We start from the raw sequence: 15,364 nt of genomic DNA, 5'->3' as shown, positions 1-15,364 counted from the left end.
GACGAGCCGCGGCTGACGCGGCGCACTCCGCGTGAGGTTCACCCGCCGGCCCGCAGCACCATCGCCGTCCCGGTCTCCGGCCGGGACCGCACCGTCACCGTCAACGGCAAGGTGGTGTGGCGCCACGGCGCCTTCACCGCGGCACCCGGGCCGGGGTCGGTCCGGGTGCCGCCGACCGCGGCGGGGCTGCCGCCCTCGAAGCAGCCGCCCCGCCCGGTCAGCGCCCCCTCGCCGCAGGGCTCGCCCCGGGCGCCGCCCCCGGTTTCCACCCCCACGCGGTGAGCATCCCGGCCGACAGCGCGGCGCACTCGTCGGAGACCAGGTAGCGGATCGCGTCGTCGAGGGCCGCGTCGTCCACCAGCCCGGTGGCGATCATCGCGGACCGGCTGCGCTCCCAAGTGTCGGCCCAGAAGCGGCTGATGGGGCTCTCCGGCTGGAGCGGCGGTACGTGGATCTCGGCGGCGACAGGTTCAAGTCCCGCCCCGCGCAACAGCTGCGGGTACGACGGCACCCAGGAGACATCGGTGCCGATCGACGCCCGCAGCCCCTGCCACATCGCCCGCATCGCCGTGGCGTACGGGGTGCCGGGCGTACGGTCACCGCTCAGGTCAACCGCGTCGCTCAGCACCAACACGCCGCCCGGGGCGACGAGTTCGGCCAGCGAGGTGATCAGGCGCTCGTGCTCGGCGAGATGCATCAGGACGAAGCGCGCGTGGACGAGGTCGTACGTGCCGGAGACGAACCCCGGGGCGGTGATGTCGGCCTCCACGAGGTCGAGCCCGGGGACCGGCCGCTCGCCGAGGAACCGTACGTCGCGGTCGACGGCGAGCACGCTCTCCACCCCGGCCTCGCCCAGCAGCCGGCGGGAGACCGTGCCCGTGCCCGCACCCACGTCGAGGCAGCGCCACCCCGGGCCGGCGCCGAGCGCCCGCAGCCGCGCCAGGGTGAGGTCGTCGTAGGCGAGGGCCCCGAAGTCGATGCGTTCGCCCTCGCCCGCCTGCTCGGGGCGGAAGAACGCCTCGCCGTACCGGCCCCCTTCCGATGAGGCGCCCCCGTTCGGCGCGGCGCTCACGCCGTCACCCGTACGGGGCCCGGAGCGTCGTCCTCGTACTGTTCAGGCGCCCGGTCGGGGCCGGGGGACGGGAACAGCGGGTCGTCGTACAGGTGCATGACCGAGCCTCTCCACGCGGTGGGCGGTGCCGGGCGGGCCGTCCCGAGGCCCGCCACCCCACCGCATCCTGCCCGGACGCCCGCCCGACCGGCCGAGGCGCGCCGACCCCGCGCCGAGCCCGCGCAGGAGGTGCCAGCCTGGGCCGGATCGACCCGGAAGGCCTTGAGCGGGTCGAGCATGCGGATCAGCCCGGCCCGGGTCGGACGCGCGTGCCGTCCGCAGGCCGCGGCTGATGTCCCACCAGGTGGAACAGGCGATCGCGTTCGTCGTCGCCCAGCCTGAGGTCGCGGATCTGGCGGGAGTCGTACGGGGCCGGGCCGGCCCTCAGCGCAGTTCGGCCAGGACCGCGTCCGTGAACGGCGTCCACACCTCGGCGGCCCAGGGGCCGAAGGCGCGGTCGGTCAGGGCGATGCAGGCGACGCCCGCGACCGGGTCGATCCAGAGGAACGTGCCGGACTGGCCGAAGTGGCCGAAGGTCGCCGGGGACGAGGTGGTGCCGGTCCAGTGCGGGGACTTGGAGTCGCGGATCTCGAAGCCGAGGCCCCAGTCGTTGGGGTTCTGGTGGCCATACCCGGGGAGTACGCCCTTGAGCCCGGGGTGCACGACGGTCTGCGCCTCCAGCACCGTGCGCGGGTCCAGCAGCCGGGGCGCCTGGACCTCGGCGACGAAGCGGACCAGGTCGGCCACGGTCGAGACGCCGTCCTTGGCGGGGGAGCCGTCGAGGGTGGTCGACGCCATTCCCAGCGGTTCGAGGACGGCCTCGCGGGCGTAGCCGGCGAAGGGGATGCCGGACGCCTTCGCGAGGTGCTCGCCGAGGACCTCGAACCCCGCGTTGGAGTAGAGCCGCCGGGTACCGGCCGGGGCCGTCACCCGGTGCTCGTCGAAGGCGAGGCCGCTGGTGTGGGCGAGCAGGTGGCGGACGGTCGAGCCCTCCGGGCCGGCCGGTTCGTCCAGCTCCACGGCGCCTTCCTCGTACGCGACGAGCGCCGCGTACGCCGCCAGCGGCTTGGTCACTGAGGCGAGGGGGAAGCGGTGCGCGGTGTCGCCGTGCGTACCGAGGACGGTGCCGTCCGCGCGTACGACGGCGGCTGCCGCGGTGGGGACGGGCCAGTTCTCGATCAACGCCAGGCTCTGCATGGTTACGAGGGTAGAGGGAGCGGACCCGCGTCCCGGAGCGGGGTCGGCAGCGCCACGGCGGCCTGGGCGGCCAGGTCGACGGCGACGAGGCGCGCCTCCAGGGGCGGGGGTACGGCGCCCGGCGGGGGAGTCAGCACGAACCGTCCCAGGCAGCGGTCGAGCACCGTGACCCGGAGCTCGATCTCGCCGTCCGGCCAGCCCTGCCGGTCCACGTCCCAGATCCAGCCCGGCACCCGCACGCTCCCGTCCGGGGCGAGCAGCGACGGCTGCCCGACGGGCTCGGTGTGCGTGAAGTCGTGCGCGAAGTCGTGCGTCAGACCGTGCGCGAGCCCGTGCGCGACATCGCGTTCGACGGGGGGCTCGGCGCCGTACTCGAAGCGGCACCCGCTCAGCTCCAGGACGTCCACCAGCTCGTGCCGGACGCGGTCCATCACGGCGTCGGCGGACACGCCGGTCCTGACCAGCCCCGTCGTACGGTGCAGCCGGTCCAGGTGGGAGGCCTCCGTGAAGGCGAACCGGCGCAGGACCAGGGCCCGCGCGGCCAGCTGCGACACGGCCAGCCCGACCACCAGGAGCAGCACGGCCGTCTCGATGTCGGCCCCGTCGTCGATGTCGAAGCTCTCGAACGGCTCGGCGTGGAAGAAGTCGAACCACGCGGCGGACGACAGCGCGGCGACGGCGCCCGCGAGGCGGTTCCCGAGCGCCGCCACGGCCCCGACCACGACGACGAGGAGCAGCGCCGCGTTCGTGTTCGTGATATCGGTACGGACGGGGATGAGGACCAGCGCCAGGAGCAGCGGGGCCAGTACCCCGGACAGTACGGCGACCACGTCCCGCAGGCCGGACCTCATGACGTGCCTCGCAGAACTCGAAGGAACCTGTGGTCCCAGCTTCGGCCCCGCGCGGCGGGAGCAGCGTCCGCCGGTGGGGAACTTGACGGATCACTGATACAGCGCTGACGCCGCATTGATGCGGCGGCACGACAAGGACCCGCCGGGCGTCACCCGCGGGTCCCACTTGCTTCGAGTGCACTCCAACGTTCTAACGTGGAGGGCATGACGGTGACGCAGAGCACGCCGGTACGGCCCGTACCCCAGCAGGTCTCCCCGCCGGGCCGTACGGCCCGGTACACGATCAGCGAGGTCGCGGCCCGCACCGGGCTCACCGCGCACACCCTGCGCTGGTACGAGCGGATCGGCCTGATGCCGCACGTCGACCGCTCGCAGACCGGTCAGCGGCGGTTCACCGACAAGGACCTCGACTGGCTGGCCTTCGTCGGCAAGCTCCGGCTGACCGGGATGCCGGTGGCCGACATGGTCCGGTACGCGGAGCTGCTGCGCGAGGGCGAGCACACCTTCGACCAGAGGCAGGAGCTGCTGGAGGCGACCCGCCGCGACGTACGGGCGCGGATCGCGGAGCTCCACGAGACGCTCACCGTCCTCGACTACAAGATCGACTTCTACGCGAGCGCCCGACGGGCGCCGGAAAGGCCGTGTGGCTGATGACGGAGAACACCCTTCCCACCGTGCAGCTCGGGGCGGACGGACCGCAGGTCGGCGTGCAGGGACTCGGCTGCATGGGCATGAGCGAGTTCTACGGCGAGACCGACGAGATGGCCGCCCACGACACCCTGCACACCGCGCTGGACGCGGGCGTCACCCTCTTCGACACCGCCGACATCTACGGACGCGGCGCCAACGAGGAGTTCCTCGCCTCGTTCGTCGGGACCAACCGCGACCGGATCACCCTGGCCACCAAGTTCGCCATCGAGCGGACCGACGACCCGGCCTACCGGGGCGTCCGCAACGACGCCGCCTACATCAGGCAGGCGGTGGAGGCGAGCCTGCGCCGCCTCGGCACCGACGTGATCGACCTCTACTACATGCACCGCCGCGACCCCGAGGTCCCGTTCGCCGAGTCGGTCGGCGCGATGGCCGAACTGATCAAGGAGGGCAAGGTCAAGCAGCTCGGGCTGAGCGAGGTGACCGGCCCGGAGCTGCGCGAGGCGCACGCGGTGCACCCGATCGCCGCGCTCCAGTCGGAGTGGTCGCTCTTCAGCCGGGACGTGGAGCACAGCTCCGTGGCGGCGGCGGCCGAACTGGGCGTCACGCTGGTGCCGTACTCGCCGCTCGGCCGCGGCTTCCTGACCGGCGCGTTCGCGGACGCCGGCAAGGACCTCGGCAAGGACGACTTCCGGCAGTACCAGCCCCGTTTCACCGGCGACAACGCGAAGAACAACGCGGCCCTGCTGGAGCCGGTCCGCCGGATCGCCGAGGCGCACGGGGCGACCCCCGCGCAGGTGGCGCTCGCCTGGGTGCACCAGCGCGCCCAGGTGCACGGCCTCACCGTCGTTCCGATCCCCGGCACCCGCAAGCCCACCCGGCTGCTGGAGAACGTCGGCGCGGCCCGGATCGTCCTCACCCCCGAGGAGCTGGCCGAGCTGGAGCCGATCGCCGGCAAGGTGGCGGGCGACCGCTACCCGGACATGAGCAACACGGCGACGGCCCGGGAGAAGTAGGCCCGGCACGCCACGGGCGCCCGTACCGCTCACGTACGAGCGAGGTACGGGCGCCCGCCCCGCCCGCCAACCGCGCGCCCCACGCCGGCCCCACCCGCCTCACACCCCCCGCCTCATGCCAGCCCCAGCGCGAACACCGCGAACCCCGCCGCCAGTACTCCCACCACGGCGTTGCGCGCCCGGGTGGTGCGGGTGCCCCGGCGCCACGGGGCCTCGAAGCGGCGGGTGAAGCGGGCGATCAGCACCAGCAGGGCCGCGCACACCGGCAGCCAGAGCACCCGCGCCACGATCCAGCCGACACTGTCGGGGGCCGTGGTCAGCCCCGGTACGCCGCCGCCTCCCACCAGGGACGCGGGGACGGCGGCGGCAAGCAGCGCGGTCTGGTGCCAGCACAGGATCGTCATCGCCGACAGGTTGACGACCACCACCGGCGCCCAGAGCGCGGGGCGGCGCAGCAGCCGGCCGATCCGGTCGCGCAGCAGGATCGCCGCGCCGCTCTGCGCGGCCGCCAGCGCCAGCACCAGAAGCGACGGCGGATGCGAATTGGTGCGCGCCACGCCCGGTACGCCGACCATCGACGCCGGGTAGTGCCAGACCAGCAGCAGCGCGGCGAACAGCACCGTGCCGCCCACCAGCAGGAACCGCGCACCGCGCCGCCCGATCCGCCCCACGCCCCAGCTCGCGCCGAGCTGGTACGCGAAGAGCCACCCCGGCAGGATGTTCAGCAGGCTCAGCCAGGACGGCACGGCGTCCGCGTACGGCCCGTACCGCAGGAAGTCCACGACGGCGACCGCCCCCAGCAGCGGCGCGGCGGCCCACCCGCCGAGGCGTTCCGCGAGCCGCACGCAGACCGGGGTCAGCGCGGTGACCACCAGGTAGACCCCGACGAACCAGAGCGGCTGGATCACCAGCGTCGCCCCGGTCCGCAGGGTGGTCCACTCCACCCCGAGCAGATGCGCCACCGGAGCGAGCACCGCCCACACGGCGGTCACCCCGAGGACGGGACGGCCCAGCCGGGCGAGCCGCCCGCCCAGCCAGGCGCGGGCGGTGGACGTGCGGCGCCGGTAGGAGAGGGCGGAGACGTACCCGCCGACCAGGAAGAACACCCCGAGCATCTGGAGCACCCAGCTCGCCGGGGCCAGCACCCCGAACGTGGAGAGCGGGCTCGCGTTGTGCAGGGCGCCGTCGCCGTCGCGGGTGAACCCGCCGAGCAGCCAGTGCCCGGTCGGCACGGCGAGGAGCGCGAGCGCGCGCATCCCGTCGATCGCGCGGTCACGGTGGGCGGGTGTGCGGGACTCGATCCGGGCGGCGAGCGTGGCGAGACTCATCGGAGCGCCCCCTCTCCCGCGATCCCCTCGACGATGGCGGCGAAGGCGGTGAGCGAGTCGGTGCCGGGGGCGAAGTAGCCGGTGTGGCCCACGGCCCGGCGGGCGGGCACCCGACGGGCGCCGAACCCCGGGTCGGTCGGATCGGTTCCGTGGCCGACCCCCGCGAACTCGACGTTCGGCACGTCGTCGATCCAGTCGGTGGGGTCCTTCGCCGCCCACACCCGGGCGGTGGTGCCGAGCGCGGCGACGCTGCCGGCGCGCATCCCCGGGGAGCCGAGCACCACCAGGTCGCCGACGTGCAGCCGGTGCGCGGCGAGCCCGCAGACCACCGAGCCGTAGCTGTGGCAGAACACGGCGGGCGCCGGAAGACGGTCCGCCGCCAGCCCGTCCGTGAACCGGGCCAGCCGGTCCGCGCCGACCTCCGCCAGCTCCCCGGTGGCCGCGTCCCACCCGACTCCGACCGGGGTGGTGTACCCGGCCCAGGCGATCACGGCGGTGTCCGGCCCCGTCGCGTCCCGGAGCGACCGTGCCATCCCGGCCGGAGCGCCGTACGGGTCGCTGTCCCGGTCGTACGTCCCCGCGTCGATGTCCGACCCGGGCACCACGACCGCCACGTGCCGGGCCGCCCGCAGGTCGCCGAACACCTCGGCCACCAGGCCGCGACCGCGCGGGTCGAACGCGAGGATCCGGCGCCCCTGTTCGGCGAGCAGCCGGTACCGGGGATCGTCACTCGCTCGCAGGGAGAGGGAGTTGGCCCGGTAGCGCAGTTCCAGCGGTACGCCGTCGAGGTTGCCGACGACGGACGGGTGCCGCACCACCAGCACTTGGCGCTGCGCGGGGGTCAACGCGGCGAAGAAAGCCGCCACTTGGGTGGGTGTGGCGCTCGCGGGATCGGGCAGCGCGTGCCCCCGCACCTCGTCCGCGCGCCAGGACGCGCTTCCCGGCGGCGGCCCGCTCACGGCTCGCTGTGTACTCCCCGACGCCCAGCCGGCGGTCCCCGCCGCCACGGTGGCCGCCAGCGCGACCGCCACCAGGGTCCTCGCGTACCGACGCATCCGGCCCTCCTTCCGCTCCGTCGCCCCGGTCGGCGCGACGGAGCAGAAGGTAGGAAGGCGACACCCCGGCGGGCGTCACACCGGAGAGCCAAGTGCGAGGTGCTACCGGGGTAGGGGGTGTACGGGGGCGGAGCCGTCCGGCGCGGGGCTCAGGGCCGTTCGCCGCGGGCGGCGAGGGGTTGTTGGGCTCAGGGCCGTTCGGCGCGGGCGGCGAGGGGTTGTTGGGCTCAGGGCCGTTCGGCGCGGGCGGCGATGGTCCGGGCGCACGCCAGCGACTCCGTACGCGTGGTGTCCACCTCCAGGTCGTACACCACGCCCTCGTGGACCGACTCCGCCTGCGCGGCCGCCATCCCGCGGGTGCGGTCGCCGCGCGCGATCTCCCGCCCCGAGGCGATCTCGCTCGCGCACCGGACCCCGACCCACAGCACGTCCAGCCCCACCAGGGCCTTCTGCCAGTGCGCCTGGGACTCCGCGCCGCCGAGGAAGACATCGTCCACGATCACCCGGGCGGCCGCGCGCGCCGTCGCGGCGACCCCCTCCATCCAGGCCGCCTCCAGCCGCCGGAACTCCGCACCCACGTTCACTCCGCCGTCCGCGGTGAACTCGATCCCGCCGTCGGACGTCTGGAGCGATGCGGGCATCGAGTCCACCAGGGTGTCGATGGCGGCCGCGAGCCACGGCTCCGCCAGCACCGCCTGCAGACACCGGACGATCCCGGACTTGCCGGAGCTGGAGCCGCCGTTCAACACGATCACCTGAGTCGTCATCAGGCCACCGTAGAGGGGATCGGCGCGGCGTCCACGGCATTTTCCGGGGGCTCCGACGGCCGGACCCGAGGCCGCCGCCGGGGGCGGGGACGCGCACGGAGGGAGTCCTGCGGAGGGTGGTCCAGGAGGAGCCGGAGTGACGTGTTCCCGCTGTACCTACGGGCTTCGGGGGGTACCGGCGGGGGCATCGTCCGAAGGTGAGTCACCACGGATGGTTCGTCCTGGTCATGTCCGCCCTGCTGATATGGATACCGGCGGCCCTGTACCTGGCCGTGAAGTGCCTGGACGGCGGGACCACGGGGGCCGTCGTCCTCCGGACCGGCGCCGCCGTCGTCGTCCTGGGCGCGCCGGCACTGGGGCTGTGGGGCCTGGCATCCTTGGTGCCGCCGAGCCGCTGCGACCACAGCACGGCCCAGGAATGCGAACTCCGTACGCCCTGATCCCGAAGTCGCTCCGGCCCGCGGCCACCTACGGCCCGCCGCCTCAGGGCGCCAGCGCTGCCGACACCCGGGCCATCCGGTCGGGCGGCAGCGCGAAGGGGTTGGCGGGGTTGCGGTAGGAATGCGCACCGTCGTCGACCCGGATGCCGTCACGGGTCCTCCAGTTCACCGGGCCGGTCGGCCCCTGGTCGGCCAGGAGCGCGACCGCGAGCGCCTCGGCATCGTCAACCCCGGTGCGGGCTCGCAGGGCCGCCGTCAGCCGGCCGGCGGCGTCCTCGGGCACGTCCTCGTCGCCCAACGCGGGGAGCAGGAGCAGAAGTCGGGCGTGCGGGTCGGTGGTGCTGCCGCCGGGCAGCCCGTTGCCGGCCGCCGCCACCAGCTCCGGCCAGGACAGGCCCGGACCCATGAAGTGCCCCTCGTCCGAGGCCAGATGCTCGACGTGCTCCCAGTCCGGGTGGTGGAGGAGGTAGTCGACTCCAGGATCCTCGGCGAAGGTGCGGTAGACGACGTAGAGATGGTGGCCAAGGGCGAGCGGAACGGTGAACGTCGGCCAGTCCGCGTACCTCCACAGCTGCTCGGCGTAGACGCTCGCCGCGTCGTGGTCCGCGCCGAACAGCAACCCCTCCGTCTCCTCGCTCTCCGGACAGGAGTGCAGGTGCCCCAACCAGAAGAAGGCGTCGTCGAGGAGGTCGGTGGGGTGGGTGAGCGCGTCGCTCTCGTAGCCGGGTATGCGGGTGGGACGCGGGTCATCGGTGCTCGTCACGGGGGCATTCTGCCGCCCGCGCGCCGGAGCCGTGCGTGCCGGTCCGCCCGCGCGACCGGAAGTGTGCGCGGCCACACCTCACGCACCGCCCCCGCGACGACCCGCCTCAACTCCCCGGCGTCACGAGCCCCGACTCGTACGCGAAGATCACGGCCTGTGCGCGGTCCCGCAGGTCCAGCTTGGCGAGGACCCGCCCGATGTGGGTCTTCACCGTCTGCTCGGCGAGCACCAGCCGGCCCGCGATCTCCTGGTTGGAGAGCCCGCGCGCGATCAGCTCCAGGACCTCGGTCTCCCGGGGCGTCAGCCCGTTCAGCCGGAGCGCCTGGCCGCTGCGGGCGGCGCCGGACGGGCGCTGGGCGGCGAAGTCCGCGATCAGCCGCCGGGTCACGGACGGTGCGAGCAGTGCGTCGCCCGCCGCCACCACCCGTACCGCCGCGATCAGGTCGGCCGGGGGCGCGTCCTTCAGGAGGAACCCGGACGCCCCGGCGCGCAGCGCCTCGTACACGTAGTCGTCCACGTCGAACGTCGTGAGCATCAGCACCTTCGGGCGGTGCACCACGCCGATCGGTGGGTCCAACAGGGCTCGGGCGGCTGCGAGTCCGTCCATCTCGGGCATCCGGACGTCCATCAGGACCACGTCGGGACGTTGGTTGCGGCTGACCTCGACGCCCTGGCGGCCGTCCGGCGCCTCGCCCACCACGTCGATGTCGCTCTGCGCCGACAGCAGGGCCGCGAACCCGGCCCGCACCATGGCCTGGTCGTCGACGATGATCACACGGATGGTCACGGGGAATCCTCCGGGGCGGTGGGCGGGTCGGCGGGTACGGCAGGGGGAGCGGCCGGGGAGGGCGGTACGCCACCGGGGGCGGACGGCCCCAGCGGAAGCCGGGCCGCGACCCGGAACCCGCCGTCCGGCAGCGGGCCGGTGTCCAGTGTGCCGCCGGTCAGGCGTACCCGCTCCCGCATCCCGACCAGGCCGTGCCCCGTGCCGGACGTCTCCAGCGGAGAACCGGGTCTCGGGGGAGGTGAGTTGACCACCAGCACCGTCAGGTGCCCGTCATCGGCCCGTACGGACACCCGGGTCGGGGCGCCCGGCGCGTGCCGCACCACGTTGGCCAGCGCCTCCTGCACGATCCGGTACGCGGACAGGTCCACGGCCGGCGGCACCTCGCCCAGCTCCGCCGCGAGCGCCAACTCCACCGGCAGGCCCGTGCGTACGGTCGCCTCCACCAACTGCTGCAACCGGTCCAGGCCGGGCTGCGGGGCCCGCTCGCCCGACGTGCCGTCACCGCGCAGCACCGTGAGCAGCCGCCGCATCTCCGCCAGCGACTCCCGGGCGCTCGCCGCGATCGAGGCGAACTCCTCCCGGGTCTCCTCGGAGAGCCCGGCCACCCGGTACGGGGCGGAGTCCGCCTGCACGGTGATCACGGACATGTGGTGCGCGACCACGTCGTGCAACTCCCGGGCGATCCGGGCGCGTTCCTCCAGCAGCGTGCGCCGGGCCCGCTCCTCCGCGCTGATGGTCTCCTGCTCGACCAGCCGCCGCTGCGCGACGCCCCGTTCCCGTACGGCCGCCCCCGCCATCAGCACCACCGCGCCGAGCACGAAGAGCAGCAGCGCGCTCGCGTTGCCCCGGTCCGGCGCCAGCGAGTAGAGAACCAGACCTGCCGCGCCCGTCGCCAGCCACACCGCCACCAGGGTCCGGCGGGTCTCCCGCAGCCCCAGCGCGAGCAGCACGAAGAGCTGGCCGACGATGACGGTCGGCGGCCACGGCCAGACGGTGTACGGACCCTGGGGCTCGGCCAGCAGCGCCAGCGCCCCGGCGACCGAGGCGAGGAAGGTGACCCACCAGACCTGGAGGGGCCGGTGGGCGAGGAGCAGCAGGGGGAGCGTCTGAGCCACCGCGAGGGTGGCGGCCAGCGCGCCCGGCAGCCCCCGGTCGTGGGTCAGCACGTTGATGGTGACCGGCAGGAGCGCCGACGTCAGGGCGAGCACCACCGCGTACGGGATCATCCGCTGCCAGCGCCTCGGCGCGTCCGCCAGCAGCGGGGTGACCGGGTGCGAGGGCGCCGACAGCCGTTCGACGAGCGCGCGCAGCCGGTTCCGGGCCGCGCCCGACGGTTCCCGGGCACGCGGTCCCTCGGCGGGTGGCCCCTCGGCGGGTGGCTTCTCGGCAGACGGCTTCCCGGCGGGCGGTGCCGGGGGCGCGGACCCGGGGGAGCGGGGGGATTCGGGAGTTTCGGGGGTCTCGGACATGGCCCGGTCAGCGTAGGCAGCGGACCGCCCCGCAGGCGTCATACCGGGGTGTCGGAGTGCGGCGGGCCGTGTCGTACCGGGGTAGGGGGTGGAGCGCCCCGGGGTGGGGCCGGGCGGACGCCGACGCTATCGTCCTCGCCACGGGTGCGGAGCCCGCACCGGACGACTGGAGGCCGACGGGTGTCCCCGATACACGACTTCGCCACCTGGGTGCCGGTACTGCGGCTGCTGCGGGAGAGCAACGCGGAGACCCTCGCCGGGGGCGGCCAGGTGGCCGGGCAGATCGGGCGCGGCAGTTGGAGCCTCCCCCTGCGGCGCCGGTCCCCGCGGACCGGCCGGGCGGCCCGGGCCGAGGACATGCGGGCGGAGTTCGACGCCGTGGACCGGGTACGGGACGCGCTCGCCGGGTCCGGCGCGGAGAGCGTCGCGTTCGCGCTGCGGGTCGACCCGGCCGGGTGGGCGACGCTCGACCTGTACGGTCCCGGCGGAGCCGCCGAGCCCGGAATCGGCGGGCCCCACCCGGGCGAACTGCTCCTGGTGGAGGGCGCCCTGCCCGCACCCTGGCGCAGGCTCCCCGACCCGGTGCCGGACGCCGTACCGGCCCCGACCGCCGATCCCGGCCTGCTGGAGCGCACGCTCCGCGCGGCACTGCCCGACGCCCTCGGCGCCACGGAGGAGGAGATCGCCGCGGCCGAGGCGCGTCTCGGGACGGTCCTGCCCGACGAACTCAAGACGGTCTACCAGGTGACGCGGGCGTGCTGGGACGACTGGAAGGACGACCCGGAGACGGCCGACCGCGTCTTCGAAGCGGTCGACTGCGAGCTCCTCTCCCTGGACGACCTCTACCTCGCCGACGCGACGTCCCGCCCCTGCCGTTGGACGTTCGCCGCCATGGAAGCGGCCGTCACCGGGCCCGACGCCCGGGTCCAGGGCATCGTGGGCTCACCGGGCTGGATCGTGTTCGGCGACAACGGCGGCGGCGACCGGCTGGCGGTGGACCTGACCCCGGGACCGCGCGGATACACCGGTCAGATCATCATGATCGGCCACGAGGGGAACATCGGGGCGGACCTCCTCGCCGACTCCCTCACCGACTGGGTGAGCGGCCGGCACCGGGAGGAACGGCCCAGCCGCCGCCGCGACCGCGAGACGCCCGCCGTCGCCTACGTGAACCGGTCCGCCCTCCCGGACGTCGAAGCCGCCGCCCACCCCCTGCTGGAGGTCCTGAGCATCGGGGTGCGGGAGGACGACGATCCGGTCTCCCTCGCCCCCGTCACAGGGCTGCCCCGGCTCCGTACCCTCAGCGCCTACGCCGGTACGCTCGCCGACCCGCTGGAGATCGCCGGGCTGACCGCGCTGGAGTTCCTGGAGCTGGGGCCGGCGGACTGGCGCGTCCTGCTCGACGCCGGAGCCGTACCGCGCGGCCTGCTGGCCGCCGCGATCATGGTGCGGTACCAGCCGGAGCTGCCGCCCGTCGTGGACCTCGCCAACGAGATCCTCGGCCTCTTCGGGAGGCCCCCGATCCCCCGGACCGTACGGGAGGGCGACCTCGGGGCCTGACCCCGCTCCGAGCCCCCGCTCCGAGCCCCCGCTACAACTCCGCCAGCAGCTCAGCCTTCTTGGCGCTGAACTCCACGTCCGTCACCAGCCCCGCCTGATGCAACTCGCCCAGGTGCCGGATGCGCTCCGCGATGTCCGCCGGGTCGCTCCGCACCGCGCCGACCGGCACCAGCGAGGTCGGTACGGGTACGGAGGGCCTGCGGCGCGCCGACTCCAGGACCGCCGCCGCGAACGGCAGCGACTCGTGGACCGGGCCGTACCCCAGGCCGAAGAGCACCGCCGCCGGGTCCTGGTCCGCCTGCGTGGGCCGCTCCGCGGCCGCGCCGCCGGGCACCTCGCCGGTCACGGCGCAGGCGGGGGAGAGGACGCCCGGCTGCGCCGGGACGGCCGCCGCCGCGTCGGAGGGACGCGTCAGCAGCCGCAGATACCCCTCGAAGGCCTCCGGGGAACGCCACTCCACCCCGGCCACCCGCTCCACCGGGAACGTCTGGTCGCCCGCCCGCCACTTGGCGCTGGACGCACCCGTCCACGACCAGCGGAAGGAGACCCGCTCCCCGTCGAAGCTGGCCCGCCCGTCGTACGCCTTGAACTGCAGGGGCCCCTGGGGCGCCGCGACCAGGAAGCGGTCCGCCGGTTCCCCGGCCTCGGGGCCGAGCAGCGCGCGCATCTCGTCGCGGTAGTACTCGGCGAGCGTCTCCCGGTCGGCGGGCAGGACCAGGCGGTACGGATCGCAGCCGTCCTTCAACTGCCCGGCCGCCACCTCCATCAGCGGGTCGGCCCCCGGTCTCGGCGAGGCGTGCAGAACCACCGTGCCCCGCTTGCCCGGAGACAGACCGACCGCCGACAGCGCCGCATACGGAATGCGTCGCTCCCGCAGGCTCTGGAAGAGCCTCGGCGTACGGATGCCCCGTTCGAAGCGGATGAGCACGGAGTCGGTGTCGAACTCCCAGGTGGCATGAATTCCGGCCAGCACATCACCCATGCGCCTCATCGTATGCGGCCCTCGCTCGTACGTCGCCCCTTCGCGTCAGCCCCGATTCACCGAGCTTCCGCATGATCTACGCGCGTCAGACATCTGTTCCACCGGAAATACCGCTGAGACAGGCGCGATCCGCCGATGCGCAGCCGACCGTCGTATATGAGCCGACTCCGATCGCCGCGAAGTTGCGCAGACTCTCCGTACCCGGCTCGAAGTAGCCGCTGTGCCCCACCGCGTCGCCCGCCGAGACGATCCGCGCCCCGAACTCCGGGTCCACCGGGTCGGCGCCGTGCCCCAACCCGCCGACCTCCAGGTTGGGCACGTCCGCGATCCAGTCGTCCTCGTCGCGCATCGCCCACACCCGGGCCCGCGTGCCCAGCGCCGCCGCGCTCGCGGACCGCATACCGGGACTCCCCGCCACGGCGATGTCGGTGACCCGGGACGGCAGGCGGTGCGCCGCGACCCCGCACACCACGGAACCGTAGCTGTGGCAGACCAGCGAGACGGTGGCCTTTCCCGGCAGGGCGGCCACCAGCGCGTTCAGCCGCAGCGCGCCCTGGGTGGCGAGCCCGCCGAGGACGGCGTCCATGCCGATCCCGGCCGGGGCGGTGTAGTCGGCCCAGGCGATGACCGCGGTACGCACGTCGGGCCGGGCGTCCCGCTCGGCGGCGTACAGGGACTTCGCCATGCCGACCGGCGCGCTGTTCGGACGGTTCTCCCGCTCCAGCGTGAGCAGCTGGGTGTCCACGCCCGGGACCACGACGGAGACCCGCCGAGCCCGGTCGAGATCGCCGAAGACCTCGGCCGCCCGGCCCCGCCCCGAGGGGTCGAAGGAGAGGATCTGCCGGTCGCCGGAGAGCATCGCGCGGAAGCGTTCCAGCCGCAGCCGCGCCTCGGTACGCCCGTCGAGGGAGAGCCCGGGATCGTGCGTCCGGCGCTGCTCCACCGCCTCGGCGTCCCGCAGTGCGTGCCGGTTCGCGTGGTAACGCAGAGCGACCGGCACTCCGTTGAGGTTGCCGACCACCAGGGGGTGGTGATCGGCCAGCGAGAGCCGGTCCGCGGCGGACAACGAGGCGAAGAAACGGGCGATCACCGAGACCGGCGCGTCCAGCGCCGGGACGGGCCGGCCTCTCGCCCGGGCATGCGTCCAGGCGGCCAACGCCCGCTCGCGTGGCTCGTCGGAGGGCTGATGGCGTACGGCGGTCCACCCGGTGGTCGCCAGCATCACGAACACGACGGCTATGGCGAGCAGCGCGCGCCATGCGGTCAGAGTGGGGGAGGTGTCGAAGGAGGGATTCACTGCGGGACACCCTAGGAGACGGGTGCCGGGCAGCGGAGCCCGGGTGACGTACCTCACCCGGTGGACGGGTTTGTAGGCCGATTTTCTTAC

The 15,364-nt window shown here is 74.3% G+C and carries 16 protein-coding genes; 4 read left to right on the top strand and 12 right to left on the bottom strand.

The window, feature by feature from the left end:
- Window positions 1-38: 38 nt before the first annotated feature.
- The 4 genes from OG599_RS09850 to OG599_RS09835 form a co-directional block, all read right to left on the bottom strand.
- The gene (locus tag OG599_RS09850; RefSeq protein ID WP_327175585.1) at window positions 39-275 is read right to left on the bottom strand and encodes a hypothetical protein; all 237 of its coding nucleotides are present in this window, start codon (window positions 273-275) and stop codon (window positions 39-41) included.
- Window positions 218-1,072, bottom strand: a complete 855-nt coding sequence (locus OG599_RS09845; RefSeq protein ID WP_327175584.1) for a class I SAM-dependent methyltransferase — start codon at window positions 1,070-1,072, stop codon at window positions 218-220. The genes OG599_RS09850 and OG599_RS09845 overlap by 58 nt, the downstream gene beginning before the upstream one ends.
- Window positions 1,073-1,495: 423 nt before the next feature.
- Complete coding sequence (locus OG599_RS09840; protein WP_327175583.1) at window positions 1,496-2,308, bottom strand: serine hydrolase domain-containing protein; 813 nt, start codon at window positions 2,306-2,308, stop codon at window positions 1,496-1,498.
- Window positions 2,309-2,310: 2 nt separating this feature from the next.
- Window positions 2,311-3,159 carry a DUF4118 domain-containing protein gene (locus OG599_RS09835; RefSeq protein WP_327175582.1) on the bottom strand — a complete coding sequence of 283 codons (849 nt, stop codon included), beginning with the start codon at window positions 3,157-3,159 and terminating at the stop codon, window positions 2,311-2,313.
- A 204-nt stretch (window positions 3,160-3,363) separates the two neighbouring features.
- Between OG599_RS09835 and OG599_RS09830 the strand changes: the two genes are divergently transcribed.
- Window positions 3,364-3,810, top strand: a complete 447-nt coding sequence (locus tag OG599_RS09830; RefSeq protein WP_327175581.1) for a MerR family transcriptional regulator — start codon at window positions 3,364-3,366, stop codon at window positions 3,808-3,810.
- The gene (locus OG599_RS09825) at window positions 3,810-4,826 is read left to right on the top strand and encodes an aldo/keto reductase (RefSeq protein WP_327175580.1); all 1,017 of its coding nucleotides are present in this window, start codon (window positions 3,810-3,812) and stop codon (window positions 4,824-4,826) included. Before OG599_RS09830 ends, OG599_RS09825 begins: the two co-directional genes overlap by 1 nt.
- Window positions 4,827-4,939: 113 nt before the next feature.
- Here OG599_RS09825 and OG599_RS09820 read toward each other — a convergent pair whose 3' ends face one another.
- The 3 genes from OG599_RS09820 to cpt form a co-directional block, all read right to left on the bottom strand.
- Window positions 4,940-6,154, bottom strand: a complete 1,215-nt coding sequence (locus OG599_RS09820) for an acyltransferase family protein (RefSeq protein ID WP_327175579.1) — start codon at window positions 6,152-6,154, stop codon at window positions 4,940-4,942.
- Window positions 6,151-7,209, bottom strand: a complete 1,059-nt coding sequence (locus OG599_RS09815; RefSeq protein ID WP_327175578.1) for an alpha/beta hydrolase — start codon at window positions 7,207-7,209, stop codon at window positions 6,151-6,153. The genes OG599_RS09820 and OG599_RS09815 overlap by 4 nt, the downstream gene beginning before the upstream one ends.
- A gap of 227 nt (window positions 7,210-7,436) precedes the next feature.
- Window positions 7,437-7,976 (bottom strand): chloramphenicol phosphotransferase CPT, encoded by a 540-nt coding sequence (gene cpt / locus OG599_RS09810; RefSeq protein ID WP_327175577.1) that lies wholly within the window; start codon window positions 7,974-7,976, stop codon window positions 7,437-7,439.
- Window positions 7,977-8,173: 197 nt separating this feature from the next.
- Between cpt and OG599_RS09805 the strand changes: the two genes are divergently transcribed.
- Complete coding sequence (locus OG599_RS09805) at window positions 8,174-8,416, top strand: hypothetical protein (RefSeq protein WP_327175576.1); 243 nt, start codon at window positions 8,174-8,176, stop codon at window positions 8,414-8,416.
- A 43-nt stretch (window positions 8,417-8,459) separates the two neighbouring features.
- On the opposite strand, the gene OG599_RS09800 is transcribed toward OG599_RS09805, so the two are convergent.
- The 3 genes from OG599_RS09800 to OG599_RS09790 all read right to left on the bottom strand — a co-directional run bounded on the left by OG599_RS09800 (window position 8,460) and on the right by OG599_RS09790 (window position 11,435).
- Window positions 8,460-9,179, bottom strand: coding sequence for a hypothetical protein (locus OG599_RS09800; protein ID WP_327175575.1), 720 nt, complete (start codon window positions 9,177-9,179; stop codon window positions 8,460-8,462).
- Window positions 9,180-9,285: 106 nt separating this feature from the next.
- The gene (locus OG599_RS09795) at window positions 9,286-9,966 is read right to left on the bottom strand and encodes a response regulator transcription factor (protein WP_327175574.1); all 681 of its coding nucleotides are present in this window, start codon (window positions 9,964-9,966) and stop codon (window positions 9,286-9,288) included.
- Window positions 9,963-11,435, bottom strand: coding sequence for a sensor histidine kinase (locus OG599_RS09790; RefSeq protein WP_327175573.1), 1,473 nt, complete (start codon window positions 11,433-11,435; stop codon window positions 9,963-9,965). The genes OG599_RS09795 and OG599_RS09790 overlap by 4 nt, the downstream gene beginning before the upstream one ends.
- 180 nt (window positions 11,436-11,615) lie before the next feature.
- Between OG599_RS09790 and OG599_RS09785 the strand changes: the two genes are divergently transcribed.
- Window positions 11,616-12,995 carry an SMI1/KNR4 family protein gene (locus tag OG599_RS09785; protein WP_327175572.1) on the top strand — a complete coding sequence of 460 codons (1,380 nt, stop codon included), beginning with the start codon at window positions 11,616-11,618 and terminating at the stop codon, window positions 12,993-12,995.
- A 31-nt stretch (window positions 12,996-13,026) separates the two neighbouring features.
- On the opposite strand, the gene OG599_RS09780 is transcribed toward OG599_RS09785, so the two are convergent.
- Complete coding sequence (locus OG599_RS09780) at window positions 13,027-13,977, bottom strand: DUF4429 domain-containing protein (RefSeq protein WP_327175571.1); 951 nt, start codon at window positions 13,975-13,977, stop codon at window positions 13,027-13,029.
- 85 nt (window positions 13,978-14,062) lie between these two features.
- Window positions 14,063-15,274, bottom strand: a complete 1,212-nt coding sequence (locus tag OG599_RS09775) for an alpha/beta hydrolase (protein WP_327175570.1) — start codon at window positions 15,272-15,274, stop codon at window positions 14,063-14,065.
- Between the last annotated feature and the right edge of the window lie 90 nt (window positions 15,275-15,364).

This window comes from Streptomyces sp. NBC_01335 (assembly GCF_035953295.1).
Taxonomy (GTDB): Bacteria; Actinomycetota; Actinomycetes; order Streptomycetales; family Streptomycetaceae; genus Streptomyces.
This window is presented reverse-complemented; position numbering and strand designations above follow the sequence as displayed.